Source organism: Pseudomonas sp. DSV-1, from assembly GCF_035830915.1.
In the GTDB taxonomy this organism is placed as follows: Bacteria; Pseudomonadota; Gammaproteobacteria; order Pseudomonadales; family Pseudomonadaceae; genus Aquipseudomonas.
Genome location: NZ_JAYMYG010000003.1, coordinates 30,708 through 50,223 on the forward strand (window position 1 = coordinate 30,708; position 19,516 = coordinate 50,223).

The window sequence follows — 19,516 nt, forward strand, 5'->3', positions numbered from 1 at the left end:
TCCTCTTTAGCGTTTTGTTTAACGTTTTATGCATTTCGTTACTCAATATATTCTTTTAATTTAACGAAATCAACATTTCATGTTGCGTTTTTTGGATTCCGCAAAGAGTGTGGACGAACGAATGCCCCAGGAATAAACCTGCGTACTGATGGGTAGCGATAAGTGATTGAGACATAAGGCGTTTCACGATCTATCCCTTGAGGCCTGGCGGCTTCATGTCGTGTATGAGGTAAGGCAAGAGGGCATAGCCTTCCACGCGGATGTGACAGCGGGGATCGGATTTTTCTCAATTATTTGAACAAATGCTGATGAACGGTATTGAGCTGAGTTGAACGAATGTTCGACGTGGGGAGGGGCAAAGGTCGCGAAGTCGAGCAGCCGTGAAACGAATTCTCGCGTGCGAGAACGCGACGCGGTGTCGTGTATTTATCGCATGCGAGAAAAACACAAAGTAAACCCTATTTATGGGTTGACCAAAGGGTTTACCATATGCAAACTTGAACCACGGTCCACTATCGGACAAGCCGGAGATCATGATGAAGATCACAACTGTAGCTAATCAAAAGGGCGGCGTAGGGAAGACCACCCTAGAGATTCACTTGGCAGCATGCGCGGCAGAGGATGGTAAGCGTGTCCTGGTCGTAGACCTTGATGAAGGCGACCTATCGCAGTTTTTTCCCCAAGCAGAGGATGGCGATAATACGCCTTATCTAATGTCCAGCCAGTTGTTCAATGGCGAGCATGAAGGGCGTAAGCCACGCCAGGTCGGCCCCAACATCTGGTTGATCGAAGCTGACGTAGCACTGCTCGACGTGGACGATATGGATCTAGACGTAATCCACGCTCTACGGCCTGCACTGGAACGATTTTCTGACGATTTTGATCTCTGCATGATCGACACCCCACCGAACTTGCAACGTCGCATGGTTGCGGCCCTGACGGCCTCCCATGCCGTGGTGGCCCCGTTCAATATCAGCGCCTTTACCCTTGCTCGACTCCCGAAATTGATGAACACCATCGAAACTGTGCAAGACAGATACAACCCTGATCTGCGCTTTTTGGGCTATTTGCCGAACTTGGTGAACAGCCGTTCGCCCGAGGAAATAGACGCCCTCCCCGGACTTCGCGAGAGCTACGGTGATGCCATGTTCGCGGAGCAGATCATCTACCGGCCTTGTATCAACAAATCGCTGGCCGCTGGTAATCCGGTCTGGTGGAAGGCGCGCAGCGGCAGTCAGCGTGAAGCGGGCCGGGAAATGAAACGGGCTTGTAAGGCCGTTCTCGATAAAGTTTGGGTTGAATGAGGGCCATGTCATGACAACGAAGAAACCCAACGCATTCGGGGGTGCAGTCAAAAAGCTTTCTGACTTTCAGAAGCAAAAAACGGCAGTTCTGGAAGGTGAACGCATTATCAAGGTCAACCCCGACGAGGTTGAGTGCAAGCCGCAAATCCGTGGCAAGGACAACCCAGGCTTCACACAAGAATCTCTGATTGAACTGGGCGACGACATTGAACAGAACGGACAGGCAGAAGCTGCCGTCCTACGGCCCCACCCAAACCCTGGAAGCGGGTTCAAATACCTAATGGTCGCGGGTGAGCGACGGTTGCGGTCTTGCGCACTCAAAAGCCTTTTGCTTGAAGCAGTAGTACGCGACCTCACAGACGCCCAGGCAAAACGGATTCAACGTTCTGAGAATGTCCAACGCGAAGGACTTCTGCAAATCGAAATAGCCCTGTCCCTGAAAGCCGACAAGGAAGAATTAGGCACCCTGCAGGCAGTTGCTGCCGAATGGAAAAAGAGCATCAGTTGGGTGGCTGAACGCTTGTCCTATCTCGATGCCATCGAAGCGGGGGGAGCTACCCGTACAGCAGTACAGAACGGTATAACCGCTGACGTATCAGTGGTAAACGACCTAGCGCGCCTTGAACGTCTAGACCCCGCTGCAGCCGCCAATGTGGTACAGCGTGCCGAAGCTGATCCTGACCTGAACGTCCGCAACGAAGTACGCACGGAACTCAAAACAACCAAGGCGCTCAGGATAGGCGGGGGCAAAGCCAAGCCCAAGACACCAGGCAAAGCGACAGAACTCGATTTGTTGAAAGAACAGGTTGCCCTCCTGACCGAGCAGGTAAATACCTTGAAGTCTGAAAAGGTGTATCTCTCTGAGGAACTGGAGAAAGCACGGCAACAAATCGCCGACCAGTGGAAACCTGCAGAATGACTACCCGCCTCGCTGACCAGGACCTACGAATACCGCCCGAAGACTTCGAGCGTATCCGCAGTAACTCAAAGATGCACAACCGCAGCCTTGACGTGGCCTTTGAAATCCTCGTTGAGGGCAAAAAGCTTGTAGCAGTGGCCAACGCGCACGGACTGACGAAACAGCGCGCTTTAGCCATAAGGGACAAAATCTACTCAGCCTATCTACTCCAGGCTCCCGAAGGCTGGAGCTATGCGAAAATCTGCGCCCCCGAGGAAATGATCAATCGTTTCGTCAAAGAAGCCGACACCGAGCGATTGAGGTATTGGGCAGAGCAAATCCACAACAAAAAAGGATAAGAACGCATGATCGATAAAGCGACTATCGAGCAATCTCAAAACTGCTGAAACCGCTATCGAGAATGGCAGCACAGAAGCGTGAGCATTGACTGCGGGACTGTTTCTTTAGGGCATACATGAATTGAGACAGTCAGAGGTAAACCGGGCAGGGCTTTACTTCGATTAGTGATACGTTCAATTTGATACACTATTAAATGAACACTCAAAATGATACGAAGGAGTAGAGCCCGTTATGTTCATCCGTTCTTACCTGCGAGCCTCAACCATCGAGCAGGACGCGAACCGAGCCAATGGCGCGTTGGAACAGTTTGCAGCGGATCATGGCCAGGTTGTTGCCAGTACATACACAGAGAATGCCAGTGGCACCGAAGCGAACAGACCCGAACTTCTTCGCTTGCTCAAGGATGCGCGCAAAGGCGACGTTCTCCTGGTTGAAAGCATCGACCGGCTGTCACGCATGGAAGATCCTGATTGGCGGATGCTCAAAACGACTATCGACTCAAAAGGACTTCGCATCGTCGCGCTTGATCTGCCAACCAGTCACCTGGCATTGAGAATCACCCAAGGCGACGAGTTCACCAGCCGCATGCTTGGAGCAATCAATAACATGATGATCGAAATGATGGCGGCTATTGCTCGTAAGGACTATCAACAACGCCGCGAGCGGCAAGCCCAGGGAATCGCTAAAGCCAAAAGCTCCGGGGCATACAAAGGCCGACCCATTGATGCCGATCTGCACAAGCGTGTACGTGAACTGCTTGCAGCAAATTTGGGCATTCGAGCAACTGCCCGTCACGCTGGTTGTTCAACCACGACCGTTCTCAAAATCCGTGACCAGGTTCAACAACTCAGTTAGTTGAGCCGGTCGGAAGTGACTGACTAGCGGAGGCAAAGCCGTAGTCTGTCAGGCGCTTACGAGTGGCCGCCGCCGGCAGGCGACTTTGACTTATCAACCCCAAGGCAGAGGACGACAGTTAGAGATCATAAGAAGCAGGACTTCTAACCCCTTGATTTACGGGGCCTCCAGAGCAGTAGATAGCTCAGCCTATGAGCGAACCTTCGATCATCAACTGTGAACCAACCTAGTTCATAGACCGTGACCTAACCTAGCTCACCTGATGAGCTACCCCCGTGGATGAGCTACCCCTCGCTCATCGGTGCTCGATAGCAAACATCCTTGAGCTACCCCTAGCTCACAGCATGAGCTACCCCTAGCTCATTTTTTGCGCGCTATCCGACAAGTCTGTCAGATAGCGAACAAATTTGATCTAGCCATAGAGCACAGCGTGAGCTACCCTTGGCTCATTCTTGCTCGCTATCTGACAAGTTTGAGAGATAGCAAACAACACTTTTGGATGATCTGACAGGAGGGTCAATGTCTGAGGAAATCCGCAATCTACACCAACCCGCACCACGCGGGACTTGGGTTCAGACAGAACGTGCTGGCCATGAAGCTTGGGCGCAACTGATCGCGCACGCTCCACGTGCGGCACAGCTGCTGCACATACTCGTGGCCAACATGGATAAGAGCGGTGCCCTGATTGCCAGCCAAGCTACTTTGGCCAAGCTGATGGAAACCTCTACAGCAACGACAAAGCGAGCGTTGTCGGTACTGATCGAGCAGGCTTGGATTCAGACAATCCGGCTGGGGAGTGATCGAGGCGGTGCGCTGGCCTACGTGGTGAACAGCAGGATCGCTTGGGCGGATAGCCGCGAAAATATCCGCTTCGCACGCTTCAATGCGCGTGTGCTTGTGTCGTCCGAAGATCAAAGTGACCTGGGCAGCGGCAAACTGTTGAAAGCACCGGTCATGGCACCAGGTGATTTGCAGTTGCCAGCTGGTGATGGTCTGGCCCCGCCAGTTCAAGAAACATTCGAAAGCATGCTGCCAGACTTGCCGTCGATCTCCGACAATTCAGAAGCCTGAAACGACGAAACCCGCAGCACGGCAATGCTTGCGGGTTTCTAGGTTTCTGCGAAGGAGCAAAGACCGTCTCGTTATTCTACAGCTTCGCCAAGGCTTTTCCCACCAACGCAGGCAGCAAAGCGTATTCGCAAGCCCATACCCCGATCAGTCAGCTGCATAGAAAATCACTTAAGACATTCTTTTACGGCCTTACCAATCGTGTCAACGTAAAACGGCTTTGGCTGATTGCTCTTGATTCGCCAAATTGTATAGCCCTCTTTACTCGTAGTCTTACCGTCTATTTCTTCCTGTTTACCTTTCACAATAAACCTGACGTGCATCCGAATAGTTTTGCCTTCATAAATATCAAACATTTTTCTGGCGAGGGCGTCTGTTAACAGATGTTTACCTTTTGTATCTAAAGCAAAAACAAGCCCCTTACTCCAAACAAGAAAGTCGGGATAAAAATTGGCAGTATCCCCTGAAGATAACAGCGGAATGAAATAACCACCTGTCGATGGGTTTCTGTGCCACAGCATGCCCGACTCATCTAATGCATTCGCAAATGCCAACTCTTCGGAATTCATTTTCCCATATTGTGGATAGAGGCTATTAGTGAAAAGATTACTTCCTTCTTTCACTACTCTGATAGGACTGAACTTGAAGGCGTCTTGATCTTCATAAATTAGTTCAGAGTGATCAAAATATGCATCAGCGATTTTATCAGCAAGCAGTTTCACCTGATGCTCTGCATTACTCCTAACCTGAACTCGCACGTCAAATTTAGGGTGTTTTGAGTCAAGAATTTTATTGGCTTGAGGGGCAGAAGAGCGAACTGCCAGAGATAGGAGCCAGCGTAGACGCACAGGGTTTGTATGACCACCCTCCTGCCACTCTATACCTACATTATTACCTTGCTTGTCCCCTAGTTTTATCGAAGTTCTTGCAGACTCGGCCTTACCAGTCGTATCCTCAGAACCTTCCGAATATGTTGGAAAGACCGATAACAGTTGATTAACTGTTTCCATCGCCTCTTCTTTCTGAACATATATATTATGGAGTTCAGGAAGAACATCTTCTTTAGGGTAGACTTCAATTGCACCTGGAGCATTACCGGTCACAAACGATGAAGATATCGCAATCGGGGCACCCTCTTGATCAAGCTTAGCCTTGACAAGATCTAGAGCTTCGTTGAAAACACTTTTCTTATCCACACGTATGAAAAAGTGAGCTGCATTTAATGCCTCACTATCATAATGTGTGGCATGAGGTTGGCGTAATACGCGACCGATAAGCTGCTGAACCTGCAATGAAGAGCCCATCGACTTATCTATATAAGCTAGATAACACTCTGGGTCATCCCAACCTTCCTGAAGTGATAGGTTGAAAATTATATGTTCGTAATCGCCTTCTTGGAAATTATCAAAATCATCATCACCTTGAGAGTAATGAATTACAGCGTCAGGTTTACTACCATCAGAGAATTTCAAGTTTGCATAAATTGCAACTGTTGACGGATCTATCCCTTTATCCTCAACCAAGTACCGCCATATTTTGATTGGCGGTGCTTGACGCAAATTAAACGGACGGGTTGGATCATCAACTTGGCCGTCATCATTTATATTTGTTTTACAAACATAAATCGCTTTCGGCTTAATTTGTAGATCTCTTATTGCTACCTCGCCCTTGATCAGCTTCCAACGTTCGATAAGTTCATCCAAACTGCGCTCCATTGGCGCAGTTGATCCGTCGAAGTTGATAGCATTTTTGACTAGCTCTGCGTTCACGACCTCTTTACTGTCAACCGCTGTAGTCATAAAAGCGTCTGAATCAGGAACACCGTCCTTGAGGGCATTTAGAGTTTTGAATGCTGGAACTTCGCTTTCACAGCGCAGCACCCAACCTCGAATCTGCTGAATGACCATTGTTTGAAATTTTGCTGGTAGCTTAACTGTGGCGCTGGCAAGCAGCCACGCCTCCGGCTCTAACTCACGGAGAATATCGGTCTGTTGCTCTGAAAGGTTATGAGCCTCATCATATACGATGATCAAAGGTCTACGGACGGAACCGTCATTCCGCTGAATAAGCCTTTGCCACATCGAGAGGCTTCCAAGCTTGTCCTCACCGGGCCTGTAAACCTTCAGATCACCCTCCGCTTGGTCTTTATTATTAAAAAGCCCAGTCGTGGTTAAGATGAGTAGAGGCGAGCCACTGTCTTGTATCAAGGACGGTGTAAGGTCTTTAATCAAGCAGACTTGAAAACCTTCTATCAACGGCGCGTACTTACCGCCATTAAAATTATTATACGTCTGTCCAACCACTGACTTGGCCTTGGACATCCAAAGAACTATTGGTTCCCCCTGTAGCTCATTACGAATGAGCGTTACAGCTTCCGCTAGTATTGGGGTTTTACCAGCACCTGTAAGTGCTGAAAGAGCTTGAAAGAAAGGATCAGAAGTCTTTCGCGTACCTGGCCGGGCATCATGATTTGCAAAATATGCATAACGCTGCGCTATCTGTTGCGCGGCATCATTCTGAAATTTTATTTCTTTCATCCCTGCTCAACCTCAACTTCTACTTCAACATCATTGTTATAAGCATCAGCACGCGAATTGAAACCAATATGCTCCAAGACTCGATCTGGTATTTTGTAAAATTCTACTGTGCGGCCTGAGTATGGAGCTAAGGCTGCATATACGTGATATCGCTCAGCTAACGAATGCTCTTTTGCCTCTTGAATAATATTCTTAAATGTTTCGCGATTGAGCACCGACGGTTTATCTGCACCATCCCAAATCAAGAAGAAACCTTCGTTTCTGGAATTAACCGCGAACAAATATCTACTATCCCCTGGAAGTAGGCGGGTCAGCGATGTTTTAGTCCGCTCGGATTTATCCCAGTGGCTAGTTAAGAGAAGATCGATCATCTCCTCTCGCTGCAAAGCGCTGACTGCAGCGGCGTCCACTTGCTGCCTCTTTAACTCCTGGAACTGGAACCCGCCGCCTAACGGAGCGCATTTCCCAGCTTTCCAATCACCAGTAATGACACGGCGTATGCGATCAGCTGTAAGTGTTTTAGCGTACAAATCGCCTTTTACATCATTACCTTGTTCTATGAGTATAAAACGCCGATTCGTGCCTGCTTTATGGTTTACATCTAATACTGCATGTCCAGTTGTGCCAGACCCTGCGAAAGGATCTAAAACTATTCCATCAGGTTTGCACCATATTTGAATAATTTTTGACATTAAACGTATAGGCTTTACTGTCTTAAAATCGTGACCTTTGCCTACAACGGCGTTAAGTTCATTAATACCTGTTTGGCTATGACCTGATTCCTCATGATCCCAAGACTGGGAATCAATATTTAAAGGAACAGTGTAATCTTCGTTTGCCCAATAGGTCATAGCGACCTTACCCTTTTTAACATCTTTAAGATAACGCTTTTGTTGAGGCCCGGTTTCACCAGTCAACCCAAAAAACAGTGAAGGCCAAGTGCCATCTTTCATTTTTTTAAGAGCTAATGTACGAGCATCTTTCAATATTTTTTGGCCAGCGACCTGCTCTCCACGAACGAAACTGGTACCTTTTAAAACCAAGGCTTTGACTTTCCACGTCTTGGAATTTTTGTCGGTGTATTCGTTACCGTCATCAATCCACTTTTCTTGGTACTCGTGTCCCCAACCTTCTAGCCAAGCTTTCATAGTTGGCTTTTCATTAGCCCAGCAACGACCCTCCGGGGGATAGTGAAGTTTCCCCGTAAATGGGCTTTGAATGGCGTAGACCATTTTACGGTGGGTAGCAGCATTAGGACCTGAGCAATCACCGGACTTCCATTCGTGCGGATCATCATCAACCGTCGATTGGTATCGAGCATCCATTTCTTCCGTACGGTCTAACAGGGTTGTCTTTGCCTTATCAATATCTTTAGCGTAGACAAGGACATATTCGGTAGCTGTAGACAGCCCACCCTTTTTCCCACCTGTATCACTCTTAGGTGAATAAGCTTTTTGCCAGTTTATGATCCCAATGCGATTTTCTTCCCGGAAAATCTCGTCCATTAGCATCCCGAGGCGATAAAGCTCACGGTGGTCAATACAGATTGCAATCACCCCGCCGGGCTTTAGCATTTCTCTCATCATCCACAGACGTGGAGTCATGAAGCGTAGCCATTTGGAGTGGCGAGAACCATCTTCTTTAGGGACTAGATCGCCGAGATCCGGATCATTTGGATCTTGATCCCATTTATCGTTGTACCTGAAATCCTCACCTGTGTTGTATGGAGGATCAGTGAGGACCAAGTCTACCTGTCCCCTGTATTTATACAGCGTAACCATCGCAGAGAGGTTTTCGCCCTCCATGATGATATTTTCTGCTTGCTCGTGCACGGCACCAGTGGAAAGCCGTTGGTTGATTTTCGTCATTTTTGGTTTGACTTGGCGAATGATTTGCCAAGGAGCTGTTCGGCCTGTGTACGACATGACAATGCCGTCTTTGCCTGCTTCGGAGCGAGCCAGATCATGCTGCTCAAGCAATCTTATCAGGTCACTGCGAGTCATTTGCTCGTAGCTCATTCGGTGATCTCACTCTAGGAGGAAAGGGATTGACTAGCAAAACCTCTACTCTGTGCCAAAAGGGTTTGTAGCCGGATCTTGCCGGCGGCTCATTGAGCCAATAATACTGTAAATACATACAGCTTTCGAGGCGGTAATGATCTCACAAATCTACGTCGATCCATTTACTAAGTAATCGTTCCAGCTCCCACGTGACGACGGAAATCGAGACGCAGGTACAGAATGAGGCTTTGAAAAAGCCTGAGTGAAGGGCCGATATATTTAGGCGTGCTCAGCTACGCTTCACCGGCTTTCGTGGACCAAACTCCGGCCAAAAGCGCGGCGGGTCCTGACCCATCGGGCTTCGATCCTCACGCCTTCGCCCGTTCCGGGCTGCGCGCTCCGCTTACCTCCGGCCTTCGGCCTGCGCGCCGTCCTGCAGGACGGCTTGCTCGACCTTCCACGTTCACCAGGTGGCTCATCATCATCGGTTGGTAGCGGATCGCCCCAATGGCCTATCCGCCGCCTAGCCTTGCCTGCAATGGGCTTTCGCGGCATATCCTCGGCCCGGTGAAGCTGGGCCTGCGGTATTCCACGGTCCCATTGCACGCGGCCAGGCTCTGGATAGTCCGGGCTTACCGCGACCGACCGACGCTGACGAGCAGACCACCAGCGGCAGCGCGTTCCAGATCGAGAGACTTTGCTGCGCCCGCTTCGCGGACGGCTGAAAAGCGTTTATTTACCGCTCTAACACTCGGCCTCGGAGCAGCCCGCGAGAGCGGCGGCGTCAAGCAATTCGCCGCTTTTCTCGCACGCGAGAATCAAGGGTGTGCGTGTTGCCGGGTTGTCAGATCGAGGCCGACAGCGCGCATGACGGCGAGCATGGTTTTTAGGGTTGGATTGCCCTTGTCACTGAACGAACGGTAAAGCTGCTCACGTGACAACCCGGATTCTTTGGCCAGCTCTGTCATGCCTTTGGCGCGGGCAACAACGCCTAGCGCTTTGGCAATGTAGCCAGCGTCGCCGGTTTCAAAAGCATCGCTCATAAAGATGGCAATGCTTTCAGGATCGGTCAGCGCTGCCGCTGGATCATATTCATAGATTGGCTCTTTCATTCGTCCTCACTCCACTGACTGGCAAGCATCTTGGCGGTTTCTATATCGCGTGCCTGGCTGCTTTTGTCGCCACCGCACAACAACAGCACAAGCTCATTGCCGCGTTGCTGAAAATAGACCCGGTAGCCGGGGCCGTAGTGAATACGCAACTCGCTTACGCCTTGGCCAACCGGCTCAACGTCACCCAAAAGGCCGTTGGCTACCCGGAATACCCGCGCCGCAATGATCGCCTTTGCGCGGTGATCTTTGAGCTTGCGTTCCCACGTCATAAACGTGGCGGTTTGTTTGATCGTTTTCATAGACTGATTGTAGTTTATAAATCACGGAAGCGCAAGCACTTTATGTACAATAATATTTTACAGATAGTTGACGTAATACGCTGCATTTGAGATACTTACCACGTCGAAGCAACACCGCCTCGATAGCCCGGAACCAGCGGCGGCAACCGCTCCGGGAATTCTGCGAAGGAGATTCAAAAATGCGTCTATCCAGTAACTTCCGTAACCCTTGCATGATCCGCAGCGATGCAGCCTTGAGCAATGAACAGATTGCGAGCGTTGCACCTTCGATTTTTGCCGAGGAAGCGCACGACAGTCGCTCCGATCGTTACCTGTACATCCCAACGATTAAGGTACTCGACGCGCTGCGCGCCGAAGGCTTCGAGCCATTCATGGCGTGCCAAACCCGCGTTCGTAACTCTGACAAACGCGAACACACTAAACACATGCTGCGCCTGCGCCATGCCAACACCATCATGAACAAGGAGGCCAACGAAATCATTCTGCTGAACAGCCATGACGGCACCAGCAGCTACCAGATGATGGCGGGTATATTCCGGTTTGTTTGCGCCAATGGCCTGGTAATCGGCGATTGCTCGATTGATCAGAAAGTACGGCACAGCGGTCGCGGTGACGTAATCAGCGACGTGATCGAGGGAGCCTATGAAGTGCTCAATCAGTTCGACGCCGTGAACGATCAGCGCGAGTGCATGAAGCAAATCAAGCTGCGCCCGGACGAGCAAGAAGCCTTCGCCATGGCCGCGCTGGCCTACCGCTACGACCCGAAAGAGGGACCGGCGCCGGTGACGTCCAGCCAGTTGCTCAGCCCGCGCCGTGTCCAGGACTACGACAACGACTTGTGGACTACCTTCAACCGCATTCAAGAAAACTCGATCAAGGGGGGCTTGCGAGGCCGTAACAAGCAAGGGCGCCGGGCGACTACCCGCGCCGTTGGTGGCATTGACCAGGACGTGAAACTGAATCGCGCCCTGTGGGTTCTGGCCCAGGCCCTGCGCACTCAGCAGGCCGCTTAATCACCCAACCGGGCGCCTAGTGCGCCCGGTTCTTGTGCGGTAGGAGATACAGCCATGTCCAAAGTTTTCTATGTACCCGGCCAAACTTCGATCATCGACTATGCCCGCGAGATCGCCCCAAATATGTGGGCAACCCGCTGCAGAATGCTGATGCTGCCCGAGTTGCGCGTCTGCCACCCCGGCGCGGTGCTGGGTGATGAAGAAGCCTTCTTGCTGGCCCAGGAAGCCTCGTTAGGTACGCAACCCCAAGAAATCACAGAGGCGCGCTACGACTACGCGCTAACCCGTCTACCGGTGCTGGACTTCGCCGCTGACGGCAAAACTTACTCGTTCAAGCTCGAAAAGTACGAGATTGGAAATCTGACGCGCATCTATGCGCTCTGTCATGGCCGCTACTGGGCTTTCTTGGGGTTGGCCACCCTCACGCATCAGATGATTATCCAGCGCGTCACCATCAGCGCTACAGGAACCCTGTTCACTGATCGACAGGCTCACGGTTCACCACCACACTAAAACGCTAAAAGCGCCTGGCAGATCTGCGGGCGCTTCACCTACGGAGAAAACGAATGCAGCCAAAGTACACAGCCGCCCAATGGGAACAGGTTTCCCCGGCCTTTCGCGGTTTGGCTGTCGGCACTGTTGAGATGGCCAAGGCGGTATTGGTTGACGGTGTGCGACCTTCGGATCTGGCGCGACAATCTGACGTGTCCCGCCAGCTTGTCTATGCCGCCGTTCAACGGGTTCGCAAGATTCTGGAGGAACACCAGGCGCAAGAGTTGGTGCCGGTGATGGTTTGGCTCCCGCCTGAGCTGGCCGAGCAGGTTCGGCAAATGGCAGCGCCTTATGACCAGCCAGCAGGCAAGGGGAAGGCCAGCACGAAATGAGCAAGAGTAAGGACGAGATCCGCGCCGACCTGGAGCGCATGACACAGGCTTACCAGGGCGAAAGCACTTTGTACGCGGCACAGCCGCTACCCTCGCGTATGCCGTGGAAAAAACGCCAATCGCTGCTGGATCGTGCATTCAGTGACGAGCTGGAAAAAATTAAACGTGATCAACCAAAGGATGGTGATTGATGATTTATAGAGCTCTAGCAGTTTCAACTTCACCCACCTGGGCCGACCGTGATTGCGTCGAGCGCCGGGTTTTCATCGAGGCAGAGAACCGCGACGGGGCAAGGCTCGGGATCCGCGAGGTACTGGCCAAACTTTGGGACGTGGACGCTGATTCAATAGAGTTCTGGAATCTGGAAAGTGAGTTCGAGTTGAACCACGGTGCTTTCGTCGAGAACGTCGCCGGCGATCATCGTTTGTTTGTGGCTGGCTGGGCTGACGGGAAGCCGAGTTTTGACGATGGCACCTATGGCCCCCCGTTGTTCCTGCTGTCCACCCAACTAGATCGCATGATGTCCGCTTACCTTACATTGCCGCGCAATGCGCAGAAGGGCTGAGCTGATGTTCAAGACGGCATACATGGCGGTGCGCGGGCGAGTTGTCGGGCTGTTTGTTCAGCGACCAGAACCGATGATGCTTAGCGAATTTGCCAGGGATCGAGCATTATCCGTCCTGGCAAAAAAAGGGTATCAAGCCCATTACTACGCGCCGGATCTGGACGTTGAAGACCAGGAGCTGGCCGCAGCACTTCGCCTGCTTGGTCGGTCTGGCTTCATCATCACCGACCAGGGCGGCGACTTGGTTGGGAAAGTTTCCCTTGCTCACTCAGGTAGCGAATCGCGGGCCAGGCAGAAGCGGGCACAGTTTCGGGTCATTGAGTGATTTTTCTCGCACGCGAGAATGCACACTTTAAGTAAACTAATATTTTACATTTAGTTGACATGTCGGGCGGGGCTTGAGATACTAACCCCGTCGAAGCAATATCGCTTCGGCACCCGGATCCAGCGGCGGCAACCGCTCCGGGAAGTCTGAGAAGGAGCAACAACATGGCTACTCGCGTATTTGGGCCTGGTGTAGAACCTGACGGCATGGATCTCGACGACAACCACGACGAAGTTCAATGCCCAGCGTGCAAAGGCAAGGCAATCGCCCGCTACTGGGAAGCCTGCGAAGGCGGTGCGATCAACGCTTATAACAACATCCATTGCACGGTTTGCGGCCACTTCGAGGGCGATACCGGCGAAGGTGATGAATACGATCATCTTTTCGAGTCATGCCATGACGAAGATTTTGCCGCCCTGCGCGCCGAGATCGAGGCAGAGCAAGAAGCCGAAGATCGTGAATTCGCATTGGCCTCTTTGGATTGGCTCACCATGAGCGACTTCCGCGCCTTCGCCGCTGGCATCCGCCAGGCGGCATGATCCCAACCCCACCGCCCCGGCAACCGACCTGGTTGCCACCAGTTAAGGGAAGGACGCGATGAGCAACCAATACACCGTAACCTGGACGGTGGACGTCGAAGTAATGGGCGACCACAAAGACGCTGCACAGGCCGTAGCTGACCTTTATTTTCAAGAGCGTATCGCCGCAGGGGAACACGGTAGCGCCTGCTCGTTTACCGTGGCCAGTTCGGATAACTTTCCGGTGGAAATCGACCTTGCAGATAGCTGTCGGATCTCGAAGGCGACGACACACAATAATCACCTGGAGCGGTGGTCACCGCACCAGGGATACCCCGCGCTACGTTGAAATCTGACGAATCCGCGGGGCTCTACACCCCCACTTTTTAAGAGAATCCGCGCTCTAACTCCCTCCGCTTGCGAATATCCGCAACGCGAGCCGGTGTGACCCCGCCGCTGTGCGTGTTCGGCTTCGCCGAAACGGCTCTCGTAAACCAAGCCCCGGCCAAAAGCGCGCCGGGTCTTGGCCCTTCGGGCTTCGATCCTCACGCCTTCGCCCGTCCCGGGCTGCGCGCTCCGCTTGCACCAGGTCAACGTTCCCCACTCGGTTTATATCGTACGATACAGGGAAAAAGCCGATAGCCCGGGCCAGCCCGGGCGATGCAACAGCCCGCGTCCTGGATCTGCGCACGACTCAGGAAATCACCCTGCAGTTACCCACCGCCCGGGCAAGAAGCCTCCCGCCCCGTGGATAACTGCATCGCTCGCTCTGGCCTCTGACGGGCCCCGCTCGCTGGGCGATTTTTGTGTGCGCTGGCCGTTGCATCGGAATGCCTTCGGCGACCAAGGGGGTGCCCCCCTTGGATCCGCAAGTTGGAATGGTTCGGGCTTCGCCCGCGATCTGTGCGGGCCTATTCGCCGCTCTCAGCCGCCACCTCTGGCGGGACTTCGACCAGCTCTTTCGAGTCTACAAACGGGACTGCGCACTCAATACATTGAATGCGACCGCTAAGCCCCGGTTTGCCCCATAGATTCAGGTGGCAACTCGGACAGGTGTACTTGCGCTTGTTCTTCGGGTCTTCCTTGCCAGGATCTGGCTGCAGCAAACCCGCCGAGGTCAGCGCCGATATATCTATCGTCGGATCCTCCGGCGTACCTGGCACCGGCTCGCCACCAGGCCCGTAAAGCAGCACCGCTGACATGGGAACCCGTTTGGTTACTACGTCGATCCACGACAACATGCGGCCCTGGTCGATCAATTCCTTGCAGGAAAGATCGAACGGCCCACCCTCGATGATGTAGTGCGTCATCTGTTGGCCATGACGTTTCCCACCAGGCTCACCAGTGTCGGACGGCATCAGCCCAATGGACTGCATTTTGTTCGCCCATTCCGCGTTGTGATACCCGGATCGGGAGCGCTTGCCGAAATGGGCCTGCCACTGGTGGGCCTGCTCATGTGCCAGTGTGGATAGGGTCTGCTCTACGCGACGGTGCGCGAAATATGCAGGGTTCAGCGCAATCTCATCGCTCTTTCCGTCGCCGTTCCGGCGAAGAAAGCGCGACTCAGAGTAGTACCCGAACGTGTTGCTTTTGCGCTGCAACGTGAACAGACAGCCAGGGAGCTGGCCATCAAACAGCACCTCATTGAAGTACGCATAGGCGCCTTCGATTTCTTCGTACAGTTCCTGACTGGCAGTTGCGGTCATGTGTCCTCCTTTTCTCGCACGCGAGAAATCCCCCCTGGCCTGATCGCCTGCGGAGGGAGGGTTGTGGCAATACGGAAAGTTTATCCTGTATCGTACGATACAGGATAAATCTCAAAAAAGGGGGCGCCCCCCCTTACATTGCGGCCAGGCGATACCCGATGAAAGCACCCACGGCACCGGCGACAATCGCCGACACCACCGCTGTAAGTGCGAACACAACGAACCAACGGCGCAAGCCTCCGGCTGCGAGGATCAACGGCGCTGAACTGCGGTTCAGCTCGTTACCAATCCTGGCAGCGGCCTCACGACCAGCCTGCAGCAACGCTACCTGCTGGGTTTCCATCATTGACTCGAAGTTCAACCGCGTCTGCAGCAACGCCTTTGCCGCGCCGTCCTTGATCGCCTGCTCCATTTTCGTGCCCAGTTCGCCGTCCACTTCTTCGAGACGGCGCACCAGGGCGTCAATGTCTTCCATCATCTGAACCGCCAACGCTTCGCGGGCGGTTGTCGGATCCTTGGCCATCGCCGTTACTTCCCTTTCCCGAACAGCGCCGCGTACACGTCATCGAGGTTTTTCCAGGCTGACTTAGCCAGGCGCTGAACCGAGATCATCCGTATAGCGTGCTCCTTGTCTTCCTCGGTCTTCGCGTCTTTCAACTGCTCACGGTACGGTGTGGTGTCTTTCACGACCTCGGAAATGTTTTTCTTGAGCGCACGCAGCCGCTCGAACACCTCGTTGGAATAGATCACCGCGTCAGGGTTGAGGGTGAATTTCTTCTCCAGCTTGTGAAAGCCGAACACCGCCGAGAAGGTTTGCGGCAGATCGTCTGCATCGTCGATCTGCACCTTGTTGAACACGACCAGGATTCGCTTGGCTGGAACGCCAAGCGCGGAAAGCGTCTTGATCGTGTTGATTGTGTCGGCCTGCTGCTTCTTCTCGCTGACCGTGGGCACCAGGAAGTAATCGAACTCTTCCTGCGAGCCAGCGAACTGCCCCATGTACTTGAAGAAGTCTTCAACGTTCGAGGCTCCCACGTCGACCACCGCTTTGGTCTCGACCATCAGCCATTCTTGCAGCTCGCCGAACTGGCGACCCTTCATACGCTCGATCTCGGCAGCAGTGTCGGAAGCCCCCGCGTTGATCGTCTCAATGGCGAAGCGTGGCGCGTCCATCCGTGGCGACAACAACTGATCGGATACAGTCGTCTTGCCGGTGTTACCGCTGAAATTCACTACGGCGATTTTGCTCATGTGCGTCTCCTTCTGCTTGGGCTCACACTCTCGTAGCGAGCCAGTTCTGAGGCGTTCACATCATCCCCAGGGTTCATGATCTTGCTCAATTCGTTCGGCGCCATTGGCGCCGGTAGATCCTGACTTTCCGGCTTTGTATCGTACGATACAATTTCCGGCTTTTCGGCGGGTGCCTCTGGCACTACCGCCGCTGACTGCGAACTCGGCACATTTGCAGGTGCTTCGACCGTTCCGGCCTTGACCGACTTGCGATACCGATACAGGTAACTTTTCAGCGTCTCCATGGTGATCTCGATCCCCTGCGCCTTGAGCACATCCAGGATCGCTTGCCGTCTCACTCCGGCCTTCAATTGCTGCTCGATAATCGGCATCACCTGGCGTATTTGTGCCGCCTTGGTTTCCGGTTCAACCGCCTGCAATGCAGTCGCTAGGTCTAGCTTTGCCATATTGCACCCTATATGCACCCTTGTTGCTCTCTATGTGCATCCTACTCACCCCATATACATAGTCAAGCTAAACCCTTCTGCATTCATTTTGCAGCCTTACAGCACCCATATTGCACCCTATCTGTACCCTACCCTACGGTCTTCGACCTAAATGATGGATACGCCCTTAACAAGAGCATAATTTTTGATCCTTAACAGGATCAAAATCTTAATACACATCACGCACCTCCCTAGCGGGAGGCCAGCCCAGCATATACAGTGCTTCCACTGGGTTTTGCCTGAATGCACATGTGATACACATGTATTACATACATACAATATTGGCCATATTTTACTAGTGTTTTGTGTATTACATTTGTAATACATGAACTCGAAGACCTGGACCCCCCCATTTCAAGGGGGGATTTTGACCGCCATGAGGGGGCAATGTGGGGAAGACCGTACCGATACGTTTGAACGATGAGCAGCTGGCCAGGGTCGAGGAATCGGCTGCTTTGGCAGGCTACAAACACCTGTCCACCTACATGCGTGATCGTCTGCTTGAGCCGTCCAAAGTGGACAGCCACCAGGGCGGAATCGACCAGTGGGCAGACCAACAACGCATCTTGAGTTTGCTCGAATCACTCGACCAGGCGCAGGCCACTAACCGAACCATTCTGGCCATCGTGGTCTACCTGCTGCGACAGAACAGCACGCAAGGAAAGCTCAACGAGCTGCGCGCCGAACTGTCCGCATTGGGGAGCAACGAGGAAGCATTAGCCGCTCTGTTGCCCGAGTTGGCTAAGGACATTGAACGTCTATCAGGAGAGGACTAGTGCACAAACAAGAAGTCGATAGCGCAACATTGACGGCGGGGATTGCTCTGCCAATCGCCGGTTGGGTCGGCGGCGCCTACCTGGCGCAGATGCCGTTTACACCATTCCCCGGCGCCTTCCGCGAGACATTGCACCAGACACTACAGAACCCAATCATGGCCGGATGCACGGTGGCCACCTCCGTGGTGGCCGGTGCCCTGGTCTACTACCTCAATGAGTATTGCGACGATGGGTTCCGTGGCGAACGATTCATTGAGCATTTGCGCGGTTCTCGCATGCGAAATTGGCACTACGTGGACAGCAAAGTCCGTAGACGTAACGCCAAAACCAACCGGGAACGCCGCAAAAGTGGGCTGGATAACATCGAACCGATCATGGTCGGCAAAGTGCCGATGCCACTGCACCTTGAAGATCGAAACACCATGATTTGCGCGTCCATCGGTGCCGGTAAGTCCGTCACCATGGAAAGCATGATGGCCTCGGCGTTGAAGCGTAACGACAAGATGGCCGTTGTCGATCCCAACGGCACCTTTTACTCAAAGTTCAGTTTCAAAGGCGATGTGATTCTCAACCCCTTCGATGCACGGTCAGCAGGTTGGACGGTGTTCAACGAGATCAGGGGTGTTCACGACTTCGACCGTATGGCGAAATCCATCATCCCGCCGCAGGTGGATCCAGGTGATGAACAGTGGTGCGCGTATGCCCGTGACGTACTGGCCGACACCATGCGTAAGCTCAAGGAAACCAACAACCCGAACCAGGACACGCTGGTAAACCTGCTGGTTCGGGAGGATGGGGACACCATTCGGGCGTTCCTGGCCAACACCGACTCCGAGGGCTATTTCCGCGACAACGCTGAAAAGGCGATTGCCAGTATTCAGTTCATGATGAACAAGTACATTCGCCCGCTGCGCTTCATGACCAAGGGTAGTTTCTCGATCCATAAGTGGGTGACAGACCCGAATGCGGGCAATCTGTTTATCACCTGGCGGGAGGACATGCGCTCGACCATGCAGCCATTGGTGGCCATGTGGATTGACACGATCTGCGCGACCATCCTCAGCTATGAGCCCCTGACCGGGAAACGTCTCTGGATGTTCCTGGACGAGCTGCAGTCGCTGGGCAAACTCGAATCGTTCGTGCCAGCAGCCACCAAAGGCCGGAAACACGGCCTTCGTATGGTTGCCAGTCTGCAAGACTGGTCGCAGTTGATCACCAGCTATGGCCAACACGATGCAGAAACGGTGCTGTCTTGCTTCCGTAATTACGTGATTCTTGCCGCATCCAACGCACAAACCTCGGACAAGGCCAGCGAGATCCTTGGCCAGCAGGAAGTCAGGCGTATGCGTGTCTCTTTCAGCAACGGTCGCAGCAACCGCTCGCCAGAGATCAAGAAAGAGCCCGTGGTCATGGACTCCGAAATCTCAAACTTGAAAGACCTTGAGGCTTATCTGAAATTCGGTGAGGACTTCCCTATCACCAAAATCAAGCTGCCCTATGTGAATCACAAAGAGAGAGCGCAGGGAATAGTCGTTGCCGGTCAGGCGGCGTAACGGAGGT

The 19,516-nt window shown here is 52.9% G+C and carries 23 protein-coding genes; 15 read left to right on the forward strand and 8 right to left on the reverse strand.

The features are described 5' to 3' along the window. The first annotated feature begins 536 nt into the window (after nucleotides 1–536). From VSQ83_RS26490 to VSQ83_RS26510, 5 genes are all read left to right on the forward strand, one after another. A complete protein-coding gene (locus VSQ83_RS26490) occupies nucleotides 537–1,304 on the forward strand; it encodes a ParA family protein (protein ID WP_070414866.1) in 768 nt (255 codons plus the stop codon). A 10-nt stretch (nucleotides 1,305–1,314) separates the two neighbouring features. Beyond that, nucleotides 1,315–2,223: a ParB/RepB/Spo0J family partition protein gene (locus VSQ83_RS26495; protein ID WP_070414865.1), complete on the forward strand. Its 909-nt coding sequence runs from the start codon at nucleotides 1,315–1,317 to the stop codon at nucleotides 2,221–2,223. After that, entirely contained in the window at nucleotides 2,220–2,561 is a 342-nt protein-coding gene (locus tag VSQ83_RS26500) for a TrfB-related DNA-binding protein (RefSeq protein ID WP_070414864.1), read from the forward strand. Before VSQ83_RS26495 ends, VSQ83_RS26500 begins: the two co-directional genes overlap by 4 nt. Before the next feature lie 232 nt (nucleotides 2,562–2,793). Next, the gene (locus tag VSQ83_RS26505) at nucleotides 2,794–3,417 is read left to right on the forward strand and encodes a recombinase family protein (protein WP_070414863.1); all 624 of its coding nucleotides are present in this window, start codon (nucleotides 2,794–2,796) and stop codon (nucleotides 3,415–3,417) included. A gap of 519 nt (nucleotides 3,418–3,936) precedes the next feature. Continuing rightward, entirely contained in the window at nucleotides 3,937–4,488 is a 552-nt protein-coding gene (locus VSQ83_RS26510; RefSeq protein WP_032901689.1) for a hypothetical protein, read from the forward strand. A gap of 164 nt (nucleotides 4,489–4,652) precedes the next feature. Here VSQ83_RS26510 and VSQ83_RS26515 read toward each other — a convergent pair whose 3' ends face one another. From VSQ83_RS26515 to VSQ83_RS26530, 4 genes are all read right to left on the reverse strand, one after another. Then, entirely contained in the window at nucleotides 4,653–7,022 is a 2,370-nt protein-coding gene (locus VSQ83_RS26515; RefSeq protein WP_203321047.1) for a DEAD/DEAH box helicase family protein, read from the reverse strand. Further along, nucleotides 7,019–9,040 (reverse strand): site-specific DNA-methyltransferase, encoded by a 2,022-nt coding sequence (locus VSQ83_RS26520; RefSeq protein WP_070414882.1) that lies wholly within the window; start codon nucleotides 9,038–9,040, stop codon nucleotides 7,019–7,021. The genes VSQ83_RS26515 and VSQ83_RS26520 overlap by 4 nt, the downstream gene beginning before the upstream one ends. A gap of 800 nt (nucleotides 9,041–9,840) precedes the next feature. Then, complete coding sequence (locus VSQ83_RS26525) at nucleotides 9,841–10,134, reverse strand: addiction module antidote protein (RefSeq protein WP_032901693.1); 294 nt, start codon at nucleotides 10,132–10,134, stop codon at nucleotides 9,841–9,843. After that, complete coding sequence (locus VSQ83_RS26530) at nucleotides 10,131–10,433, reverse strand: type II toxin-antitoxin system RelE/ParE family toxin (protein WP_032901694.1); 303 nt, start codon at nucleotides 10,431–10,433, stop codon at nucleotides 10,131–10,133. The genes VSQ83_RS26525 and VSQ83_RS26530 overlap by 4 nt, the downstream gene beginning before the upstream one ends. 179 nt (nucleotides 10,434–10,612) lie before the next feature. Here VSQ83_RS26530 and VSQ83_RS26535 point away from each other — a divergent pair, with 179 nt between their 5' ends. The 8 genes from VSQ83_RS26535 to VSQ83_RS26570 all read left to right on the forward strand — a co-directional run bounded on the left by VSQ83_RS26535 (nucleotide 10,613) and on the right by VSQ83_RS26570 (nucleotide 14,087). After that, the gene (locus VSQ83_RS26535; RefSeq protein ID WP_070414883.1) at nucleotides 10,613–11,446 is read left to right on the forward strand and encodes a DUF932 domain-containing protein; all 834 of its coding nucleotides are present in this window, start codon (nucleotides 10,613–10,615) and stop codon (nucleotides 11,444–11,446) included. Between the two features lie 54 nt (nucleotides 11,447–11,500). Continuing rightward, nucleotides 11,501–11,959: a hypothetical protein gene (locus VSQ83_RS26540; protein ID WP_070414884.1), complete on the forward strand. Its 459-nt coding sequence runs from the start codon at nucleotides 11,501–11,503 to the stop codon at nucleotides 11,957–11,959. 53 nt (nucleotides 11,960–12,012) lie between these two features. Continuing rightward, complete coding sequence (locus VSQ83_RS26545; RefSeq protein ID WP_070414885.1) at nucleotides 12,013–12,330, forward strand: TrfB-related DNA-binding protein; 318 nt, start codon at nucleotides 12,013–12,015, stop codon at nucleotides 12,328–12,330. Further along, on the forward strand, nucleotides 12,327–12,521 hold the full coding sequence (locus VSQ83_RS26550; RefSeq protein ID WP_070414886.1) for a hypothetical protein: 195 nt from the start codon (nucleotides 12,327–12,329) through the stop codon (nucleotides 12,519–12,521). Before VSQ83_RS26545 ends, VSQ83_RS26550 begins: the two co-directional genes overlap by 4 nt. Then, a complete protein-coding gene (locus VSQ83_RS26555; protein WP_070414887.1) occupies nucleotides 12,521–12,895 on the forward strand; it encodes a hypothetical protein in 375 nt (124 codons plus the stop codon). The genes VSQ83_RS26550 and VSQ83_RS26555 overlap by 1 nt, the downstream gene beginning before the upstream one ends. 4 nt (nucleotides 12,896–12,899) lie before the next feature. Continuing rightward, nucleotides 12,900–13,220 (forward strand): hypothetical protein, encoded by a 321-nt coding sequence (locus VSQ83_RS26560; protein WP_139145743.1) that lies wholly within the window; start codon nucleotides 12,900–12,902, stop codon nucleotides 13,218–13,220. Between the two features lie 164 nt (nucleotides 13,221–13,384). After that, nucleotides 13,385–13,759, forward strand: a complete 375-nt coding sequence (locus tag VSQ83_RS26565) for a hypothetical protein (RefSeq protein ID WP_070414889.1) — start codon at nucleotides 13,385–13,387, stop codon at nucleotides 13,757–13,759. 58 nt (nucleotides 13,760–13,817) lie between these two features. Further along, the gene (locus VSQ83_RS26570; protein WP_070414890.1) at nucleotides 13,818–14,087 is read left to right on the forward strand and encodes a hypothetical protein; all 270 of its coding nucleotides are present in this window, start codon (nucleotides 13,818–13,820) and stop codon (nucleotides 14,085–14,087) included. Nucleotides 14,088–14,649: 562 nt separating this feature from the next. Here the strand turns inward: VSQ83_RS26570 and VSQ83_RS26575 are convergent. From VSQ83_RS26575 to VSQ83_RS26590, 4 genes are all read right to left on the reverse strand, one after another. Further along, the gene (locus VSQ83_RS26575; protein ID WP_070414891.1) at nucleotides 14,650–15,444 is read right to left on the reverse strand and encodes a SprT-like domain-containing protein; all 795 of its coding nucleotides are present in this window, start codon (nucleotides 15,442–15,444) and stop codon (nucleotides 14,650–14,652) included. Between the two features lie 133 nt (nucleotides 15,445–15,577). Further along, nucleotides 15,578–15,967: a hypothetical protein gene (locus tag VSQ83_RS26580; protein WP_070414892.1), complete on the reverse strand. Its 390-nt coding sequence runs from the start codon at nucleotides 15,965–15,967 to the stop codon at nucleotides 15,578–15,580. A gap of 5 nt (nucleotides 15,968–15,972) precedes the next feature. After that, nucleotides 15,973–16,695 (reverse strand): StbB family protein, encoded by a 723-nt coding sequence (stbB, locus tag VSQ83_RS26585; RefSeq protein WP_070414893.1) that lies wholly within the window; start codon nucleotides 16,693–16,695, stop codon nucleotides 15,973–15,975. Beyond that, entirely contained in the window at nucleotides 16,692–17,141 is a 450-nt protein-coding gene (locus VSQ83_RS26590) for a TraD protein (protein WP_070414894.1), read from the reverse strand. Before VSQ83_RS26590 ends, stbB begins: the two co-directional genes overlap by 4 nt. Nucleotides 17,142–17,569: 428 nt before the next feature. Between VSQ83_RS26590 and VSQ83_RS26595 the strand changes: the two genes are divergently transcribed. Together VSQ83_RS26595 and VSQ83_RS26600 are read left to right on the forward strand one after the other, a co-directional pair. After that, entirely contained in the window at nucleotides 17,570–17,956 is a 387-nt protein-coding gene (locus VSQ83_RS26595) for a hypothetical protein (RefSeq protein ID WP_032901706.1), read from the forward strand. Then, nucleotides 17,956–19,509, forward strand: a complete 1,554-nt coding sequence (locus VSQ83_RS26600) for a type IV secretion system DNA-binding domain-containing protein (RefSeq protein WP_070414895.1) — start codon at nucleotides 17,956–17,958, stop codon at nucleotides 19,507–19,509. The genes VSQ83_RS26595 and VSQ83_RS26600 overlap by 1 nt, the downstream gene beginning before the upstream one ends. The last annotated feature ends 7 nt before the right edge of the window (nucleotides 19,510–19,516 follow it).

Excerpts from the sequence above, each read along its gene's own strand:
- VSQ83_RS26490 (WP_070414866.1), top strand. The coding sequence starts at position 537 with ATGAAGATCACAACTGTAGCTAATCAAAAGGGCGGCGTAGGGAAGACC.
- VSQ83_RS26495 (WP_070414865.1), top strand. The coding sequence starts at position 1,315 with ATGACAACGAAGAAACCCAACGCATTCGGGGGTGCAGTCAAAAAGCTT.
- VSQ83_RS26500 (WP_070414864.1), top strand. The coding sequence starts at position 2,220 with ATGACTACCCGCCTCGCTGACCAGGACCTACGAATACCGCCCGAAGAC.
- VSQ83_RS26505 (WP_070414863.1), top strand. The coding sequence starts at position 2,794 with ATGTTCATCCGTTCTTACCTGCGAGCCTCAACCATCGAGCAGGACGCG.
- VSQ83_RS26510 (WP_032901689.1), top strand. The coding sequence starts at position 3,937 with ATGTCTGAGGAAATCCGCAATCTACACCAACCCGCACCACGCGGGACT.
- VSQ83_RS26515 (WP_203321047.1), bottom strand. The coding sequence starts at position 7,022 with ATGAAAGAAATAAAATTTCAGAATGATGCCGCGCAACAGATAGCGCAG.
- VSQ83_RS26520 (WP_070414882.1), bottom strand. The coding sequence starts at position 9,040 with ATGAGCTACGAGCAAATGACTCGCAGTGACCTGATAAGATTGCTTGAG.
- VSQ83_RS26525 (WP_032901693.1), bottom strand. The coding sequence starts at position 10,134 with ATGAAAGAGCCAATCTATGAATATGATCCAGCGGCAGCGCTGACCGAT.
- VSQ83_RS26530 (WP_032901694.1), bottom strand. The coding sequence starts at position 10,433 with ATGAAAACGATCAAACAAACCGCCACGTTTATGACGTGGGAACGCAAG.
- VSQ83_RS26535 (WP_070414883.1), top strand. The coding sequence starts at position 10,613 with ATGCGTCTATCCAGTAACTTCCGTAACCCTTGCATGATCCGCAGCGAT.
- VSQ83_RS26540 (WP_070414884.1), top strand. The coding sequence starts at position 11,501 with ATGTCCAAAGTTTTCTATGTACCCGGCCAAACTTCGATCATCGACTAT.
- VSQ83_RS26545 (WP_070414885.1), top strand. The coding sequence starts at position 12,013 with ATGCAGCCAAAGTACACAGCCGCCCAATGGGAACAGGTTTCCCCGGCC.
- VSQ83_RS26550 (WP_070414886.1), top strand. The coding sequence starts at position 12,327 with ATGAGCAAGAGTAAGGACGAGATCCGCGCCGACCTGGAGCGCATGACA.
- VSQ83_RS26555 (WP_070414887.1), top strand. The coding sequence starts at position 12,521 with ATGATTTATAGAGCTCTAGCAGTTTCAACTTCACCCACCTGGGCCGAC.
- VSQ83_RS26560 (WP_139145743.1), top strand. The coding sequence starts at position 12,900 with ATGTTCAAGACGGCATACATGGCGGTGCGCGGGCGAGTTGTCGGGCTG.
- VSQ83_RS26565 (WP_070414889.1), top strand. The coding sequence starts at position 13,385 with ATGGCTACTCGCGTATTTGGGCCTGGTGTAGAACCTGACGGCATGGAT.
- VSQ83_RS26570 (WP_070414890.1), top strand. The coding sequence starts at position 13,818 with ATGAGCAACCAATACACCGTAACCTGGACGGTGGACGTCGAAGTAATG.
- VSQ83_RS26575 (WP_070414891.1), bottom strand. The coding sequence starts at position 15,444 with ATGACCGCAACTGCCAGTCAGGAACTGTACGAAGAAATCGAAGGCGCC.
- VSQ83_RS26580 (WP_070414892.1), bottom strand. The coding sequence starts at position 15,967 with ATGGCCAAGGATCCGACAACCGCCCGCGAAGCGTTGGCGGTTCAGATG.
- stbB (WP_070414893.1), bottom strand. The coding sequence starts at position 16,695 with ATGAGCAAAATCGCCGTAGTGAATTTCAGCGGTAACACCGGCAAGACG.
- VSQ83_RS26590 (WP_070414894.1), bottom strand. The coding sequence starts at position 17,141 with ATGGCAAAGCTAGACCTAGCGACTGCATTGCAGGCGGTTGAACCGGAA.